The 15269-nt window shown below is 50.7% G+C and carries 14 protein-coding genes; 6 read left to right on the forward strand and 8 right to left on the reverse strand.

Going from position 1 to position 15269, the window contains the following annotated elements:
• Positions 1-343: 343 nt before the first annotated feature.
• The 3 genes from BZG25_RS15925 to BZG25_RS14230 form a co-directional block, all read right to left on the reverse strand.
• On the reverse strand, positions 344-697 hold the full coding sequence (locus BZG25_RS15925; protein ID WP_198531499.1) for a hypothetical protein: 354 nt from the start codon (positions 695-697) through the stop codon (positions 344-346).
• A 9-nt stretch (positions 698-706) separates the two neighbouring features.
• Positions 707-964 carry a glutathione S-transferase N-terminal domain-containing protein gene (locus tag BZG25_RS14225; protein WP_025744429.1) on the reverse strand — a complete coding sequence of 86 codons (258 nt, stop codon included), beginning with the start codon at positions 962-964 and terminating at the stop codon, positions 707-709.
• Between the two features lie 185 nt (positions 965-1149).
• On the reverse strand, positions 1150-1668 hold the full coding sequence (locus BZG25_RS14230) for a GNAT family N-acetyltransferase (RefSeq protein WP_077639306.1): 519 nt from the start codon (positions 1666-1668) through the stop codon (positions 1150-1152).
• 466 nt (positions 1669-2134) lie between these two features.
• On the opposite strand from BZG25_RS14230, the gene BZG25_RS14235 reads away from it, so the two are divergent.
• The 4 genes from BZG25_RS14235 (at position 2135) to BZG25_RS14250 (ending at position 4447) form a co-directional block, all read left to right on the forward strand.
• Positions 2135-2815: a hypothetical protein gene (locus BZG25_RS14235; protein WP_052708106.1), complete on the forward strand. Its 681-nt coding sequence runs from the start codon at positions 2135-2137 to the stop codon at positions 2813-2815.
• Between the two features lie 92 nt (positions 2816-2907).
• Complete coding sequence (locus BZG25_RS14240; protein WP_077579430.1) at positions 2908-3240, forward strand: hypothetical protein; 333 nt, start codon at positions 2908-2910, stop codon at positions 3238-3240.
• A gap of 146 nt (positions 3241-3386) precedes the next feature.
• Positions 3387-3842: a CreA family protein gene (locus BZG25_RS14245; RefSeq protein ID WP_369795711.1), complete on the forward strand. Its 456-nt coding sequence runs from the start codon at positions 3387-3389 to the stop codon at positions 3840-3842.
• A gap of 50 nt (positions 3843-3892) precedes the next feature.
• Positions 3893-4447 carry a DUF1415 domain-containing protein gene (locus tag BZG25_RS14250; protein WP_077579431.1) on the forward strand — a complete coding sequence of 185 codons (555 nt, stop codon included), beginning with the start codon at positions 3893-3895 and terminating at the stop codon, positions 4445-4447.
• Here BZG25_RS14250 and BZG25_RS14255 read toward each other — a convergent pair.
• Positions 4408-5103, reverse strand: a complete 696-nt coding sequence (locus BZG25_RS14255; protein WP_077579432.1) for a fumarylacetoacetate hydrolase family protein — start codon at positions 5101-5103, stop codon at positions 4408-4410. The two genes, BZG25_RS14250 and BZG25_RS14255, sit on opposite strands and share 40 nt — an antisense overlap.
• 154 nt (positions 5104-5257) lie before the next feature.
• Between BZG25_RS14255 and BZG25_RS14260 the strand changes: the two genes are divergently transcribed.
• A complete protein-coding gene (locus tag BZG25_RS14260; protein ID WP_077579433.1) occupies positions 5258-5950 on the forward strand; it encodes an HAD-IA family hydrolase in 693 nt (230 codons plus the stop codon).
• Here the strand turns inward: BZG25_RS14260 and BZG25_RS14265 are convergent.
• Positions 5906-6625 (reverse strand): GntR family transcriptional regulator, encoded by a 720-nt coding sequence (locus tag BZG25_RS14265; protein ID WP_077579434.1) that lies wholly within the window; start codon positions 6623-6625, stop codon positions 5906-5908. The two genes, BZG25_RS14260 and BZG25_RS14265, sit on opposite strands and share 45 nt — an antisense overlap.
• A gap of 269 nt (positions 6626-6894) precedes the next feature.
• Between BZG25_RS14265 and BZG25_RS14270 the strand changes: the two genes are divergently transcribed.
• Entirely contained in the window at positions 6895-9741 is a 2847-nt protein-coding gene (locus BZG25_RS14270; protein ID WP_198531500.1) for a diguanylate cyclase, read from the forward strand.
• Between the two features lie 78 nt (positions 9742-9819).
• Here BZG25_RS14270 and putP read toward each other — a convergent pair whose 3' ends face one another.
• From putP to putA, 3 genes are read right to left on the reverse strand one after another with little or no spacing between them, the layout of a single operon-like run.
• Positions 9820-11316: a sodium/proline symporter PutP gene (gene putP / locus BZG25_RS14275; protein ID WP_046075580.1), complete on the reverse strand. Its 1497-nt coding sequence runs from the start codon at positions 11314-11316 to the stop codon at positions 9820-9822.
• Between the two features lie 47 nt (positions 11317-11363).
• Complete coding sequence (locus BZG25_RS14280) at positions 11364-12074, reverse strand: aldehyde dehydrogenase family protein (RefSeq protein WP_046075581.1); 711 nt, start codon at positions 12072-12074, stop codon at positions 11364-11366.
• Between the two features lie 31 nt (positions 12075-12105).
• The gene (gene putA, locus BZG25_RS14285) at positions 12106-15219 is read right to left on the reverse strand and encodes a bifunctional proline dehydrogenase/L-glutamate gamma-semialdehyde dehydrogenase PutA (protein ID WP_077639307.1); all 3114 of its coding nucleotides are present in this window, start codon (positions 15217-15219) and stop codon (positions 12106-12108) included.
• Between the last annotated feature and the right edge of the window lie 50 nt (positions 15220-15269).

Genomic DNA, 15269 nt, shown 5'->3' on the forward strand with positions numbered 1-15269 from the left:
CCGGCAGTAATCAAACCCTGAGTTTCACCTTCAATCGAGATATAACATGGCGTTGGCATAATCGCTCCTTTGTATGTCATGGAAGACACATCGCCACCGTGGCGGTGTGCCTGCTCGCTGTCTTATCTTGCGAAATGCATGCCAAGTTTTTTGTCGATATAAATCAGCACCTTAGAATATGGCTGACCAATTTTTTGCACGTGCCAAGCAACTTCTTGCCAAGCCAAGCAAAAAGTTGCTTAGCCAGCAGGCTAACGAGTTGGTATTTGTGTTGTCATTTTCATCGCTATTTTTTTGAACCCACTTGGCATTGTTAGTGGGTCATCGCACACTTATTACTTCGTTACGATCGCTGTTTGCGTGCCCAGTGAATGTAGTCTTGGATCACAGGCTCAGCGAGTAAAAGGTCGAGGCTGTGTAATACGCGACCCAGGTGTTTTTCACTGAATTGGCGATGAATAAAAGCATGGCAAGGCCGACATACCCAAATACCGTGCTCACGCATGTAAGGTCGGGAAAAGCGCTTGGTGAACCATTTGTTGTTATGACAAGTTTTGGGGATCAAGTGATGGAAGGTCAGCGGCCTTGAGTGCTGACACAGTGCACAGGGCGTTGAAGAAGGCGGAGAGGCAGGCATACAGGTAATAATACTTAAAAAGAAGGTCGCATCGATAACTACGACCCTCGTAACCAGCATCTGGTTCAATTACGCGAAGTTGTCACGCAAGTATTCAATAATGTCGTCCGATTCATACATCCACTGTGTTTCGCCGCCTTGGTCAATACGCAGACAAGGCACCATGCCTTTGCCGCCTTCGGTCTGTAGGCGTTGCCATTCTTCGGCGTTAGCGTTCATATCCACCAGCGGAATATCTAACTTGAGCTCTGTCATGACTGCACGCACTTTATGGCAAAATGGGCAGTGCTCTTTGTGATACAAGCTTAGTCCGTTCAAATCAGCCATTATGTTTCCTTTTAGGTCATCAGGGCGGATTTTCAAATGCCGCCATATGTGTGAATTCATTCCACGTAATGATGGCATTGAACTTGGTCCCAACGCTAGTCATTAGCCTGTTTTATTGGCACTAAATGAGCAACTGAGTGCATACTGGAAATTAACCCATCACCTCAAGGTCGCTTGCTCATCACTCAAACACTGGATAATGTGTTCCGGTAACAAAGACAGTCAATCGTTTTACCAGCCACGTGTGCCACGTTGAATTTTTTATCGCATAGGTTAAACCCATTCCGCTCTAACACCGTTTGTGATGCAATGTTGGTCGTAGACGCCATGGCGTTGAGTGTCACAAGTCCGTGCTCGCGCGCGATCTCTAACGCATACTTTACCGCTCGAGAGGCAACCCCCTTCCCGGTATGTTGCTCTGCAATGCGATACCCTAACGAACCTGATGCAGATACCGCATCAATTTGGCTGATATTAACCCGTCCCAAAAGCTGGCCCTCGGCATCCGTAATCAACATCGATACGTGTTGTCCTTTCTGATGTAAGGCAAGTAATTCGCAGATGTGGTCATAAACGCCTGCTCGGCGATAAAACGCCTCACCGCGCGATTCAATATAGGTTTCAAAATAAGCACGGTTTTGTTGTTCAAAATGGAGCAACAAGTCCGTATCAGCCAGGATAAGAGGGCGGAGCAGTAACTGCATAACACGACCGAATTAATCCGGCCCATGTTCAAACTGTTTTAATGACTCATTAGGGGTGTGTTTTAAACCACCACATAGGCAGCTAGCAGAGAGCGTGGACATGAGCATATCCCTATCTAAAGTATCAGACTTCATTGTCTACTCTTGCCTAGTAAAAAACAATTAAAATGTTTGATTTCATAGGCATAACTGTCAGTTAATCTGCGCCAAAGATGTTTCCTTATCTCGTCGTCAAAGTATTTACAGTGTAAATACTTTGACACTGCGTCGATCCAACTAGACGCTTGACGAGCAAACGCTCACAATCCTGACGCCACCCTGAACATATAGTGACATTAGTCACATAAATTATTGCAGTTTATGAAAGCGCCCCGTAATATCATTGTCATAAAATTTGGGATAAAGGTCACATATACGTGACGTGATCTACGGACGGGCTGATCGTTTTTATCAAGTTGAGGGTGATATGACACTACTACGATCTTCATGTGCTGCTCGTGCCGTGCTCAAAGGGGCAGGCAAGTTTTTTGCTGTCGCGTGCTATCTCGCCGGTATTGCCGGCATTATTCATTACAGTGTGGCCGCGCATAATGTCGCATCAGAGTCTTCACTTATTGAGCTCTCACAGTTGCTCCTGCTGATCCTCACCGTATTCACGTTTCGCCGCGTCGCCAAGTTCAACCCTACGCTTTGTCACGCAGCAAAGCTTATGAGTGGTTTTTTCTTAGTGCTGATGATCCGTGAGCTCGATGCCACACTCGATATCGTAATGCATGGTTTCTGGAAGGTACCGGCATTGCTGGTCACCGGATTAACTCTTTGGCCAGCGATCAAACACGGCCGTGACACATTCACCAGCCTTGCCCATGCGCTGAGTGCCAAAAGCAGTACGATGCTGATTGTGGCATTGGGGCTACTGCTGGTTTACTCACGCTTATTTGGAATGGGCGAGCTATGGGAGCAAGCCATGGGAGCCATGTATGTGCGAGACGTTAAAAATATCGCCGAGGAAAGCACAGAATTAGTGGCATACTCACTCATTTGGCTCTCGGCACTGGGTTATTGGTTAGAGTCGGTAAAGCCAGGCCATATTGCCACTCCCGCCTCACTCACGCACTCGGCGGAGCATGATTTACCCGCTCAGTAACGCTTCAATTTCGTTCACAATTGCTCGGCGCCGCCAGTAGGCGGCGTCGTGGCTTGATGCTATCATTGGGGAAAAGAGCAGCAGGAGCCAAGATGATGGCACGGACGTTTGTTTTCCTTTTAATTGTTTTTTCTATATTTTCCTATGCAAACTCGGATGACTCATCTCAATCCGACAAAGTCATAACCCACAAAAACGAGACGATTTGCAAATCGACCTTTAGCCAAGAAATGATTAGCCAGCAAATGACGTTTAGTAATCAAGCTAATGCGCAAGACGTTAGGCGCATTGCCGAGCGTAAAATTGCTGCAGCCCGAAAAAAATTCGCCGATACCGGCAGCTACTGCGATGCCGCCCAAGTATTAATGACGTTCGAGCCTAAATCCCTAGCAGGTCAAGACGGAGATGCGCAGTTTCGCGAGTAATAGCGAACAGCCTGCCATTGACTTACATCTTTTTGTCGGCGACCAACAATCATAGGCCTTCTTGGTCAACGCACACTTTTCCTCCTCCCGTCTAGGCTGTGATACACTCCCGCCACGGATAAACAAGGGCTTTGATGATGAAAAAAATGCTATTTGTAGTCGCGCTAGCCGCGGCGCTGGCTGGTTGTGACAACGATGAAGTTGGGGACGTAAGCTTGGGGATGTTTACCATGAAAGACATCAAGCTTAACCATCTTGTTGATCCTGTGGTGAGCGGGGTAACGTGCCATGTCGCCTCTGTTGAAGCTGACTTAAGCTTTTCTGATCCCAGTGATAGTGCCATCTCTTGTCGTCAAACCGGTGAAATTACGCCAGAGATGATTGCCAATATCGATAAAAGCGCATCGGGCGAAGTGGTATTTAGAAAATCAAAAAGTATTTTCTTCAAGTCGATGAAGATTCGTCGGATCTTTGATGTAAAAAATCAAACCTTGATGTATCTCTCTTACTCAACAAAAGAAACATCCGGCAGCTTTAAGCATAGCTTGTCCACGGTTCCTCTTTGGGGCACCAAAGCCTATCAATCACAGTCACAACAATAATCGTCGCTGCGTGCCTTTTAGGTGCATGTGCTGATTTAGGCAACAACTCGATGAATACAGTAGAAACACACATAAACGCGTGGCTAGATGACGTGGTGATCGGGCTAAATCTTTGCCCTTTCGCTGCTAAGCCCCGTCGCAAACAACAAATTCATATTGATATTTGTGACGCCCAAGATGATAACGAGATTTTAACCGCGATTTATCAGGCTTTAGTCCATCTTGATCACACCGATCCTGCCATCACTGATACCACGGTGGTCGTGGTGCCCAACGCGCTCGCTGACTTTGATCACTACCTCGACTTAGTCGATGCTACCGAGGCGATGATTGACCACTACCACTGGCGGGGAATTTTCCAAGTTGCCAGTTTTCATCCCGACTACTGTTTTGAAGGCTGCGCCCCTGAAGATAGCGAGAACTTAACCAATCGCTCACCCTATCCATGCTTTCACTTAATCCGTGAGGCCAGTATGTCGCGCGCGCTCGCCCATTATGGCCAAGACCCAGAACAGATCCCCGCGCGTAACATTGCCCGTGTTTCAGCACTGACCCACGAAGAGCGTCAAGCACTCTTTCCTTGGGTAAAAGCCTCATCAGACTGAACCACTACCTGGGTTTGGGCAAGGTGTTGCCCCTCAAGCGACAGCGATAAAAGGTCGCCGTTTTCCAGCACACCAACCCCTTCGGGGGTGCCCGTCAACACAATGTCGCCTGGGTTCAACCAAAATGTTTGGCTTATATGCTGAATAAGCGTGATCACAGACATTAACATGGTCGCGCTATTTCCCTGCTGCCGCATCTCGCCATTGATGGACAATGAAAAGGCGACCTCACGCCAATCATCAGGCACCGCGACAAAACGTCCAACCGCTGCGCTCCCCGCGAACGCTTTCGCCCGCTCCCAAGGTAACCCTTTTTGTTTTAAGCGGCTTTGCGTTTCACGACGGGTCAAGTCCAGCGCCAGTGTCATCCCGCCCAAGGCGTCTTCAACGGCTTGCTTAGTGGCATGAAATAAAGGTTTGGTGATCAGCACCGCCAACTCGGTTTCGTAGTGAACGGGGGCAAATGACGCCACTATCGCCAGCTTGTCATCCAGAGGTTGGATTGCACTCGGCGGTTTCATAAACAGAACCGGCTCATCCGGAATAGGATTGTTAAGCTCTCGCGCATGGGCAGCATAATTACGTCCTACACACACCACCTGTCCAACGGGCAAATCGATCGCCCCACTCTTTAACCATTGATGTTGATAACGCATCGGTTTTGTCCTTGCTAATGAAAAGTCGATCCCTGACTAATTTTGATAACGAAAAAGGCAAGAATGCAAGACACAGTTGGCATTTCCCGTGTCACTGACTTGTTGATTTTTCTATCTCGTCCAAGGATACAAAGAGAGATTGAAGGGAGCACCTATGCCGCAACATCCATTTGATCCCCCCATTCATTGCGTCATTTTTGATTGCGAGGGAACCTTAGTTGACTCAGAGAAATTATCCCACCAAGCCTTGGTAGAAACCTTCTCTACCTTTGGTGTGCGTGTTGACCTGCAAGACTCGCTCGATCATTTTGAGGGCGGAAAACTGACCGATGTCCTCCAGCAAACCTGCGAGCGAAGCGGCGCACATATTCCTATTGATCAACTCGAGCCACGTTTTCGCCACTTATGTCGTCAGTATTTCGAGGCTGAGTTAGCGCCAGTAAAGGGCATTGAAACCGTCTTACAGGCGCTTGAACAGCAAGGGATTGATGTTTGTGTCGCATCAAATAGTCCGGTAGAAAAAATGGCCCATGCACTTCAACTCACCAAGCTGTTGCCCTATTTTGAGCATCGCTTATTCAGTGCCTTTGAGACTAACAGCTGGAAGCCGGCCCCGGATCTTCTTCACTACGCTGCGATGAATATGGCATGCCCCACTGCCCAGTGTGTGTTCATCGATGACACCAACAAGGGCATACAAGCGGGGATCAATGCCGAGATGCGTACCATCCACTTTAACCCCAACCCCAATGTACCCACTACGGTACACCCTTTGGTGACGCGGCTGTTTAAAAGTGAAGACTTACTCTCGTTTTTTCACAGGGCCAGCCTGAGCATCACGCGCTGAGCAACCACAGAGTGTCACCGCATGCTGCCGCCACCACTCCGTATCAATCCGGATAGTCTGGCCCCCGTGGGCGTGCTGGATGTGCCACTCTCGGGTCACCATTAACACTGGCGTACCAGCAGGCACGGCCAATACACTAGCACGCTCACTGTCTAGCGCTTCCCATGTGCTCGACCAATACACATCCGCATCGGCTGGCGTGTTTAACAACGTTGCTTGGTCGCCAGTTTGCCAGATGCTGGGGAAATAATCAGGATGGAGATACGTACGCACAAAGCCAACAGGGAGCTGTGCGATCTGAATCAGTCCCTCTCCCTCGAAGACCTGAGCAAATGGAGGCAGTTGCATCTGATCACTCACCGACGCCGACGCCATGGGCGTCTTTTGCGATAGCCAAGAAAATTGGCCACCGTGTTGAGAGAAATTGTGCTGCCAATCGACGAGTTGGCTGGGATCATACGCACAAGGGGTGGGCGCCACAAACCAGCCACGTCGCTCTCGCCGATATATGCGTCCTTCCGCCTCAAGCACTGCAAGTGCCTCTCGCAAGGTGACACGGGTAGTGGAAAAGGTGTCTGCAAGCTGGCGCTCACCTGGGAGTTTTTTGTCCGGCGCCAATAAACCGCGATCAATTTGCGCTAATAACTGCTGGCGAATCACCATAAATTGCATCATGAGCTGTCAGGCCTGCGTGATCTTTGTATCGCTAGTGTGATCTTTCTCAATTTGCTGTCAAAACCTGTCCATTATGTCCAAGAAATAAACAGTGATTAAGATAGAATCGCCAGTCTACTCGGAATCGGAGCAAAGAACAAAAGATGCACTTAAGGAACACGCTGAGACATATTTCCCCACAACTAGGCCGACGTCTCGTGTGTATTACGCTTTTTTGTTGGTTAGGTTTGGCAGGGCATATCACGCCCAGTTATGCCAAGGATAACCAATTGTCTGATTATTTTATTGAAACCTGGACCTCTGCCAACGGATTGCCGCATAACAGCATCAATGCCATTGCCCAAACCTCGGATGGCTACTTGTGGTTTGCCACCTGGGAGGGTGTGGCACGTTATAACGGTTTAGAGTTTGTGCGCTTTGACCGCGGCCCTGACACACAAATGAAAGATTCAGGTACGCGCGCCCTGGCGACAGGGCCTGACAATCAACTTTATGCCGGAGGGGCACGAGGCAGCTTAGTGATGCGACAAGGCTTTTCGTGGCAGGGCCTTCCCACAGCCCCCAGTCTCATTAATGATGCGCTCCATGACCAGACAGGTGGCTTGTGGTTAGCCGTAGAGGGAATGGGGATTGCTTACTACGCCCCTGAACAGCTCTCGCAACCCGATCCCACCCCACAGACATTTATCGATACCCTCAGTAGCTATCACTTGACCCAGACCGCCGATGGTCAAGTCTATGCGGCCACCGAAAAAGGGGTCTACCAACTGTCTTTGCAAAACGGCGCGACGCCTCTCTCTTTTCACAACCTGTTTCGCAAAGCCTTTTATGTCTCGAGTGGTCAGGATGGGAGCCTCCTAGTCGGCTCCGAAAATGGCGCTTGGCGCTATAAAAACAGTCGCTGGACGCCACTGGCGAGTGAGCTACTCCACCAAGCGATTACCATGGTTGAACAAGACAGCCGTGGCGCCTATTGGTTCGGGACCCTTAGCCACGGTATTGCTCACATGAAAGACCAACATATTGATTTTCTCGACGATCACCGCGGCCTGCCCAACAACCGGATATTATCCTGGTTTGAAGACAATGAGGGCAGCATTTGGATAGGCACTAACGGCGGTGCAATGCGGCTTAGATACGCACCTTTTGTGACGCTGACTAAAGACAATGGGCTAGCCGGTGACTATGTACGCACCGTACTTGCTGACGATAAAAATACGGTGTGGGCAGGGGCCAGTGAGGGGTTAAGCCAAATTGATATCGTACAAGGTAATGCCAAAGTACTCGCCAAGGACATATCGGTGCTCAGTCTCGCGCCTCGAGCACAAGGTGGGGTATGGGTGGGGACCTACCAACAAGGCCTCTACTACTGGCACCAAGGCGCGCTCACTCCCGCCGAAACACTGAACGATCAATTGCCTGACAATGAAGTCAGGGCGATTGTCGAACGTGATGGTGCATTATGGGTGGGCACACCACGTGGCTTGGTCACGTTTTCGTCTCTCCCAGGCAGTCAATCCGCGCACTCGTCAACCGTTTATCAAAAGCGTGCACGCTACAATAGTCAAAATAGTGCCCTACCCGGTAACTATGTTATGTCGTTAACGTTCGATGAAACGGGCAAGCTATGGATAGGCACCGGCAGCGGAGCCGGGTATCTGATCAATGAGACCATCACGCCGCTCGATTTCACCGATCAAGAGCAAGCGCAGTATGTTTTTGGCTTTTTTCACGAGCCTGGCTACGTATGGATGGCCACTGATCGGGGTATTGTCCGTTATCGACAATCTGATAGCCAACTCGCGTTAGTCGGCCGACCACATGGTCTACCGATTGATAAGTTCTTTCAAATCATCAAAGGCGATGACCAAAGTTTTTGGTTGTCCAGTAACCGAGGGATCTGGCGGGTCAACTATCATCACGCGCATCAAGTGGCGGATAAAACCCGCGCGCGTATTGACTTTGAGCATTATGATCAAAGCGATGGCATGCTGAATAGTCAGGCTAACGGCGGCTCTAATCCTGCGGCGACAAAAACCGCGGCAGGCGATATTATCTTCGCCACCGCCCAAGGCGTGACGAGTGTTAAACCCGCTCGATTGTCACAGATGCTCAGCCAGCCCTTGCCGATCGTGATGCAGAACGTGCACTTTGATGGCCAAGCGATTAACCCAGAGGCGAGCAACAGAGCTCCTGCTGGTACCAATCGCGTCTCCTTTTCCTATGCTGCGCTTGGCTATACCATGCCAGAACAAATCCAGTACCGCACCCAACTAGAGGGCTTTGAGTCTGAATGGGCCTACCGTCACGAAAACCATATTGCCGAATATACGAATTTACCACCGGGTGACTACACCTTTAAAGTCAGTGCTCGCTACCCCTATAGCAACTGGAGTGATGATGTGCTTAGCTATCGCTTCAGTGTGACCCCCTCGCTTTGGCAACGGTCAGATATACGTGCGCTGGGGTTCTTGGCCTTAGTCACCCTCGCCTACGGCGCCTTTATGTGGCGAATCCGCCGAATGCAACAAAAAGAGGCGCAGCTAAAAGCGCTGGTGGAAGAGAAAACACACGCGCTACAAGCGCAAGCTGACGATTTTGAACGTATGTCGAAAGAGGATGCATTAACCGGCCTTGCGAATCGACGCGCCTTTGACGAATACTGGCACCTGGCCTTTGATGAAGCCAACCAGTCGGGGCAGCCCTTGCAAGTAGCGATTTTAGATATTGATCATTTTAAGCGCATCAACGATCAGCATTCACACCTGGTTGGCGACCAGATTATCCAACGAATCGGAAGCTTTTTAGATAAAGAACGCGAGCAATTAAGTCATATCGCCCGCTGGGGCGGCGAGGAATTTACGTTACTGTTTGCAGGGACACCGGCCGATGGTTATCACTACTTTGATGGATTACGCCGTCGTATCGCGGCATTGACCCTTGACGACATTGCGCCGTCATTAAAAGTGACGGTCAGCATTGGTGTGGCTGGCAATCATCAGGCTAGCGATTATGTCGATGGCCTCAAGCAAGCTGACCAAGCCTTGTACCGTGCCAAGCGTGACGGACGGAACTGTGTGCGCCAACGTAGCGGACACGAGTCACAGCCATCCTAAACGTGAACGCCAAAGAAAAAAGGAGCGCGAATGCGCTCCTTTATACGATGCTTTGAATAGAGGCTTTATGGCCAAGGCTTAGGCCATGGTTTCTAAGCTCTTTTCATAAGACTCGTATTGTTTTGATACCGACTCGCTTGGGCCACCGGTTGCTTTACTCACCACAATCGCGCCCAATCCAGCAAAGATAAAGCCAGGAACGATTTCATACAAATCGAAAATGCCGCCTGAAAGCTGTTTCCATACCACAACTGTCACGCCGCCGACCAAAATCGCTGTCAGTGCACCGTTACGGTTCATGTCACGCCAGAACAGACTGAGCAGCAGTGCTGGGCCAAAGGCAGCCCCAAAGCCCGCCCATGCATACGACACGAGGCCGAGGACTGAGCTTTCTGGATCCATCGCTAAGCCAAGCGCAATCGCCGAGAGTAAGATAACAGCGCCGCGACCAACCATCACCACTTCTTGCGTAGAAGCATCAGGACGGAACACTTGCTTATAGAAATCTTCCGCTAACGCAGACGACGAAACCAGTAGCTGTGAATCCGCGGTACTCATGATCGCAGCCAAAATGGCGGCAAGCAGGATACCTGCGATAACAGGGTGGAATGCCGCGTTAACGAGAAGCATGAAGATTTTCTCGCCATCCTTCAGATCGGCTGTCATGTCGTTTTGTACGTACAAAATGCCCACCAGCCCGATAAGCACCGCACCAAACATTGACAGCGCAGACCAACCAACGGCTATACGGCGCGCGGTAGTGATGTCTTTGTTTGAACGGGTGGCTTGGAAACGTGCCAAAATATGTGGCTGTCCAAAGTAACCCAGTCCCCATGCGGCCAGCGATACAATGCCGATCCAAGATAGCGGCTCGCCCTCAACATCACGCCAAAGCGTCATCAACTCAGGGTTAACAGCCGCCACATCGCTGCCAAGCTTAAAGATGCTCCCGTCCATGATCACGAAAGGCACAATCAGCAGGGCTGCCGCCATCAACAAACCTTGTACCAAGTCAGTCCAAGATACCGCCAAGAAGCCGCCGAACAAGGTGTAAGACACAACACAGATGGTGCCAATGACCACCGCAGTGGTGTAATCAAACCCAAACACCGTGGTGAAGAGTTTGCCGCCTGCAACCAAGCCGGAGCTGGTGTAGAAAAGGAAGAAAAGCAAAATGAAGAAAGCAGAGATGGTTTGCAGCAGTTTTGATTTATCTTCAAAACGGCGGGCAAAAAACTCCGGTAACGTCAATGCGTTATCTGCTTCAATACTGTATGTACGCAGGCGTTTGGCACAAATTAACCAGTTCAGGTAAGTCCCTAACAGCAAACCGCCTGCTAACCAAAGTGATTCCATTCCCGCAGCGTAGGCATAGCCAGGAAGGCCAAGCAGCAACCAACCACTCATATCTGATGCACCCGCTGACAATGCAGCAGGCCATGGGCCTAAAGAACGCCCCCCGAGGAAGTAGTCTTCGGAGTTGGATGTGCGTTTGTAGGCATATACACCAATGGCAAGCATCATGATGAGATATGCCAGAAAGGTTGCACTGATGGCATAGCTATTGTCTATCATATCTGTCCCTCAATTACATGGCCCCAACCGGGGCCATTTCTGGAAAGTTAATGTTCACCACTGCCGAGTTCCAGAAGCGTGGCATTACCACCTACAGCAGTGATATTTATGGTTCGGGTGCATTCGGTCACAAAACGCAACACATAGTCAGGCGTGCCGATCACGGGATAGTCAGCCGTGTCAGTTTCCGCAACCAGTGTGGCAATCACACCCTTACGTTGTGCGAGCTGGCGATTGACATGTCGCACATGTGCGTCCTCCCCTGTCGTTGCCAACCCGACGATATGCGGATGAACCAGCAGATCGCTGAGCGCGTCAATACCAACGCGAACCGCCACACGGTCTGGGCATCCGGCTTTAATGAGGTCGGCCAGTACAGCGTCGACCATATCAGCGTGAGTGCCCTCAACACTCACTACCACACAATTACCAGCGACCAAGGCGGCGGCTAACTGGCCACATAAGGCAACGGACGTCAGCGAGGCATCGCCCGTCACCGCGACGGTGCCACGCCCGGCGGTATAGAGCTCGTTAGTTTCCCCCGTTGGCCCTGGTAATTCATGTACTTTGTTGAGCAGCCGCTCTGCGCTGTCGCACTGAAAACGGATCATGCTCGCCGCTTGGGCAAAGTCATCGCCCCGTGCGGCAACGGTTTCAGACCACCGCTGTAGTAAAGTGATGCGGCCAGCAACGGTTTGATCGTTCCAGTCTTCCCATACCGCGTCACACTGCTCTAAAACGTTATTTAATTGCTCCATCACGCTTCTCCTGATCTTGATACCAACCGACTTATTGAACGTTTACTGACGCTTGTGTAAAGCGGTAGAGATAATGTGGTCCGCCCGCTTTCGGGCCGGTGCCTGACAGGCCACGGCCACCAAATGGCTGAACCCCAACTACCGCGCCGACTTGATCGCGGTTTACATAGCAGTTACCCACGCGCGCTCGGTGCTCAATATGAGCACATGTGGTTTCATTACGGCTATGCACACCCATTGTCAGACCGAAACCAGTGCGGTTGATATCATCAATCACTTTGTCGAGTTCGTTTGCGCGATAACGAACAATGTGCAAAATCGGACCAAAGTGCTCTTCGCTCAGCTGGTCAATGCTGCGAATTTCAAAGGCCGTTGGCGGGACAAAGGTGCCTTTATCACACTCAGACGAGAGCGGGACTTGGGTGACCAATTTGCCGCTGCGCTTCATTTGTTCAATGTGAGCAAGCAATTTGTCTTTCGCGGTTTGATCAATCACCGGACCCACATCGGTAGAAAGGCGCTCTGGTCGCCCCACCGACAACTCAGCCATTGCGCCTTTAATCAGGCTAATTACACGGTCTGCAATATCCTCTTGAATGTAGAGAACACGCAGGGCTGAACAACGCTGACCCGCGGACGCAAACGCTGAGCGCAATACATCACGCACCACTTGCTCAGGTAATGCGGTACTGTCTACCAGCATAGCGTTTTGTCCGCCGGTTTCTGCCACCACAGGCACAGGATCAGCGTCACGCTCAGCCAATGTACGTGTGATACGCTGAGCAGTAGGCGTTGACCCTGTGAATGCCACACCGGCAATGCGGCTGTCTTCGGTCAATGGCGCACCCACCACAGGTCCACTGCCCGGGAGCAGTTGGATGACGCCAGCTGGGATCCCGGTTTCAAGTAGCAACTCAATCGCGCGATAAGCGATAATGGAGGTTTGCTCTGCCGGTTTTGCCACCACGGTATTACCGGCTACCAGCGCCGCACTGACTTGCCCCAAGAAGATAGCCAATGGGAAGTTCCACGGGCTAATACAGGTAAATACGCCACGACCTTGATAGCTTACGGACTGTATCTGGCCGTCAAAGCCTGTGTATGAAAGCGGCTCGCCCTGCAACGCTTCGGCCTGCTCGGGGTAGTAACGCAAAAAGTCGACCGCTTCACGCACTTCATCAATGCTGTCGTGAATCGTTTTACCGGCTTCGCGATGACAAATCGCCACCAATTCACCCAAATTCGCTTCGAGTTTATCAGCCAGGTCAAGTAAGTACTTACCACGCTCACTAACCGCTGTTTTCGACCACTCTGGGTAAGCATTCGCGGCAATATCGAGTGCATTGTTCACCTGATCAGACGTCGCCCAGTCAACTTGGCCGACAGGCTCCTCGCGATCATAAGGCGCAGCGATAGGATGCGTATCGCCAGCCAGACGCTGGCCATTGACAATGGGGCCGGCCTGCCATTGGTACGCGCTCATAAAAGGCGCAACGCTTGCAGTGAATGGTTGCCATTCTGAGTCGATATCAGTGGCTACGCCTTGAGAGTTCTTACGCGACGCGCCAAAGATATCTAACGGCAAGGGGATACGATCGTTATGCAGTGTTTGATTGGCACGCAATGTATCGACAGGATCGGCGATAAGATCATCAATCGGGCAACGCGCGTCGACCAAACGGTGAACGAACGAGCTATTTGCGCCATTTTCCAGTAAGCGACGCACCAAATAAGGGAGCAAGTCTTTGTGGCTGCCCACTGGGGCATAAATGCGCACCTCGGTGTTAAATAAGGCTTTTGCATGGTTGTACAGCGCGTCACCCATGCCATGAAGGCGCTGGAACTCAAAGTCTTGATGGGATGCCATTGAGGCTATCGCGGCAATGGTATGGGCGTTATGACTGGCAAATTGCGGATAAATGAGGCCGCGGACATGCTCGCTCAACAGAAAACGGGCACAGGCGAGATATGAGACATCAGTCGCCTCTTTACGGGTGAATACCGGATAGCCATGGTGTCCACCTTGCTGGCACAGTTTAATCTCGCTATCCCAGTACGCCCCTTTTACCAAGCGCATTGGGATCACATCACCTTGCTCTTTTGCTAACGCCGCTAACCAAGTAATCACAGGGAGCGCACGTTTTGAATAGGCTTGCACCACCAAACCAAATTTACCCCAGCCCTGAACCACAGGATCGCGATATAGCTTTTCAAATAGGGCTAGCGAGAGTTCTAGACGATCCGCTTCTTCAGCATCAATGGTGATCGCCACATCTTTTTCACGGGCACGCTTGAGCAGTACCAACACAGTGTCGAACATTTCGTTCATCATGCGATCGTAGTTGGCTGCTTCATAGCGCGGATGCAAAGCCGACAGCTTAATCGACACCGACGGCGATGGACCTTGGTAGCTAGATTTGGCTTCGCCCACAGATTCAATGGCTTGTAAGTAGTCCGCTAAGTAGGCTTTAGCATCTTCTTGAGTGAGTGCCGCTTCCCCTAACATATCGAATGAGTAGGTAAAGCCGTTATTGCGGGGGCCTTCACCGTTCTTTTGCGCCTCATCAATATCACGGCCAAGCACGAACTGGTGGCCCATGATTTTCATCGCCTGATGCATGGCTTGGCGAATCACCGGCTCGGACATTTTGTTAACAAGACGGTTTATAACAGAGGCTGGTTTCCCTTCGGTGCTTTCATCCAAAGTCACCACTTTTCCGGTGAGCATCAGTCCCCACGTTGAGGCATTAACAAACAGGGAGTCAGAGTGGCGCAAATGGGCTTTCCAGTCAGCAACACTCAGTTTATCGCGGATAAGTGCATCGGCGGTGTGCGAATCAGGGATGCGCATCAGCGCTTCAGCCAGACACATCAACAAAATCCCTTCACGGGTATCCAGGCTGTACTCAAGCAAGAGCGCATCAATCATTTGAACGGCTTTTTTATCCGCCCGTACCTGCTCAATCAACTGCGTGGCTTGACGACGTGTTTGCTCACGCTCACTGTCAGTGGCTTCCGCTAAGGGAATTAACTGTTGAAGCCATAGGCTTTCGTCAACGCAATACAGCGGAGAGATTTCAGACCAGATCTGCGCTAGTGGGCGCTCGATAAACGAGGGCTGCATAGCATCGATGGCTTTAAACATAGTGGTATCCTCACTCACGTCCTCCCAAACTCGGGCAGGAAAAATGTTAC

Source organism: Salinivibrio sp. ML198 (genome assembly GCF_001996015.1).
Lineage (GTDB): Bacteria > Pseudomonadota > Gammaproteobacteria > Enterobacterales > Vibrionaceae > Salinivibrio > Salinivibrio siamensis.

Excerpts from the sequence above, each read along its gene's own strand:
- BZG25_RS15925 (WP_198531499.1), bottom strand. The coding sequence starts at position 697 with ATGCTGGTTACGAGGGTCGTAGTTATCGATGCGACCTTCTTTTTAAGT.
- BZG25_RS14225 (WP_025744429.1), bottom strand. The coding sequence starts at position 964 with ATGGCTGATTTGAACGGACTAAGCTTGTATCACAAAGAGCACTGCCCA.
- BZG25_RS14230 (WP_077639306.1), bottom strand. The coding sequence starts at position 1,668 with ATGCAGTTACTGCTCCGCCCTCTTATCCTGGCTGATACGGACTTGTTG.
- BZG25_RS14235 (WP_052708106.1), top strand. The coding sequence starts at position 2,135 with ATGACACTACTACGATCTTCATGTGCTGCTCGTGCCGTGCTCAAAGGG.
- BZG25_RS14240 (WP_077579430.1), top strand. The coding sequence starts at position 2,908 with ATGATGGCACGGACGTTTGTTTTCCTTTTAATTGTTTTTTCTATATTT.
- BZG25_RS14245 (WP_369795711.1), top strand. The coding sequence starts at position 3,387 with ATGCTATTTGTAGTCGCGCTAGCCGCGGCGCTGGCTGGTTGTGACAAC.
- BZG25_RS14250 (WP_077579431.1), top strand. The coding sequence starts at position 3,893 with ATGAATACAGTAGAAACACACATAAACGCGTGGCTAGATGACGTGGTG.
- BZG25_RS14255 (WP_077579432.1), bottom strand. The coding sequence starts at position 5,103 with ATGCGTTATCAACATCAATGGTTAAAGAGTGGGGCGATCGATTTGCCC.
- BZG25_RS14260 (WP_077579433.1), top strand. The coding sequence starts at position 5,258 with ATGCCGCAACATCCATTTGATCCCCCCATTCATTGCGTCATTTTTGAT.
- BZG25_RS14265 (WP_077579434.1), bottom strand. The coding sequence starts at position 6,625 with ATGATGCAATTTATGGTGATTCGCCAGCAGTTATTAGCGCAAATTGAT.
- putP (WP_046075580.1), bottom strand. The coding sequence starts at position 11,316 with ATGATAGACAATAGCTATGCCATCAGTGCAACCTTTCTGGCATATCTC.
- BZG25_RS14280 (WP_046075581.1), bottom strand. The coding sequence starts at position 12,074 with ATGGAGCAATTAAATAACGTTTTAGAGCAGTGTGACGCGGTATGGGAA.
- putA (WP_077639307.1), bottom strand. The coding sequence starts at position 15,219 with ATGTTTAAAGCCATCGATGCTATGCAGCCCTCGTTTATCGAGCGCCCA.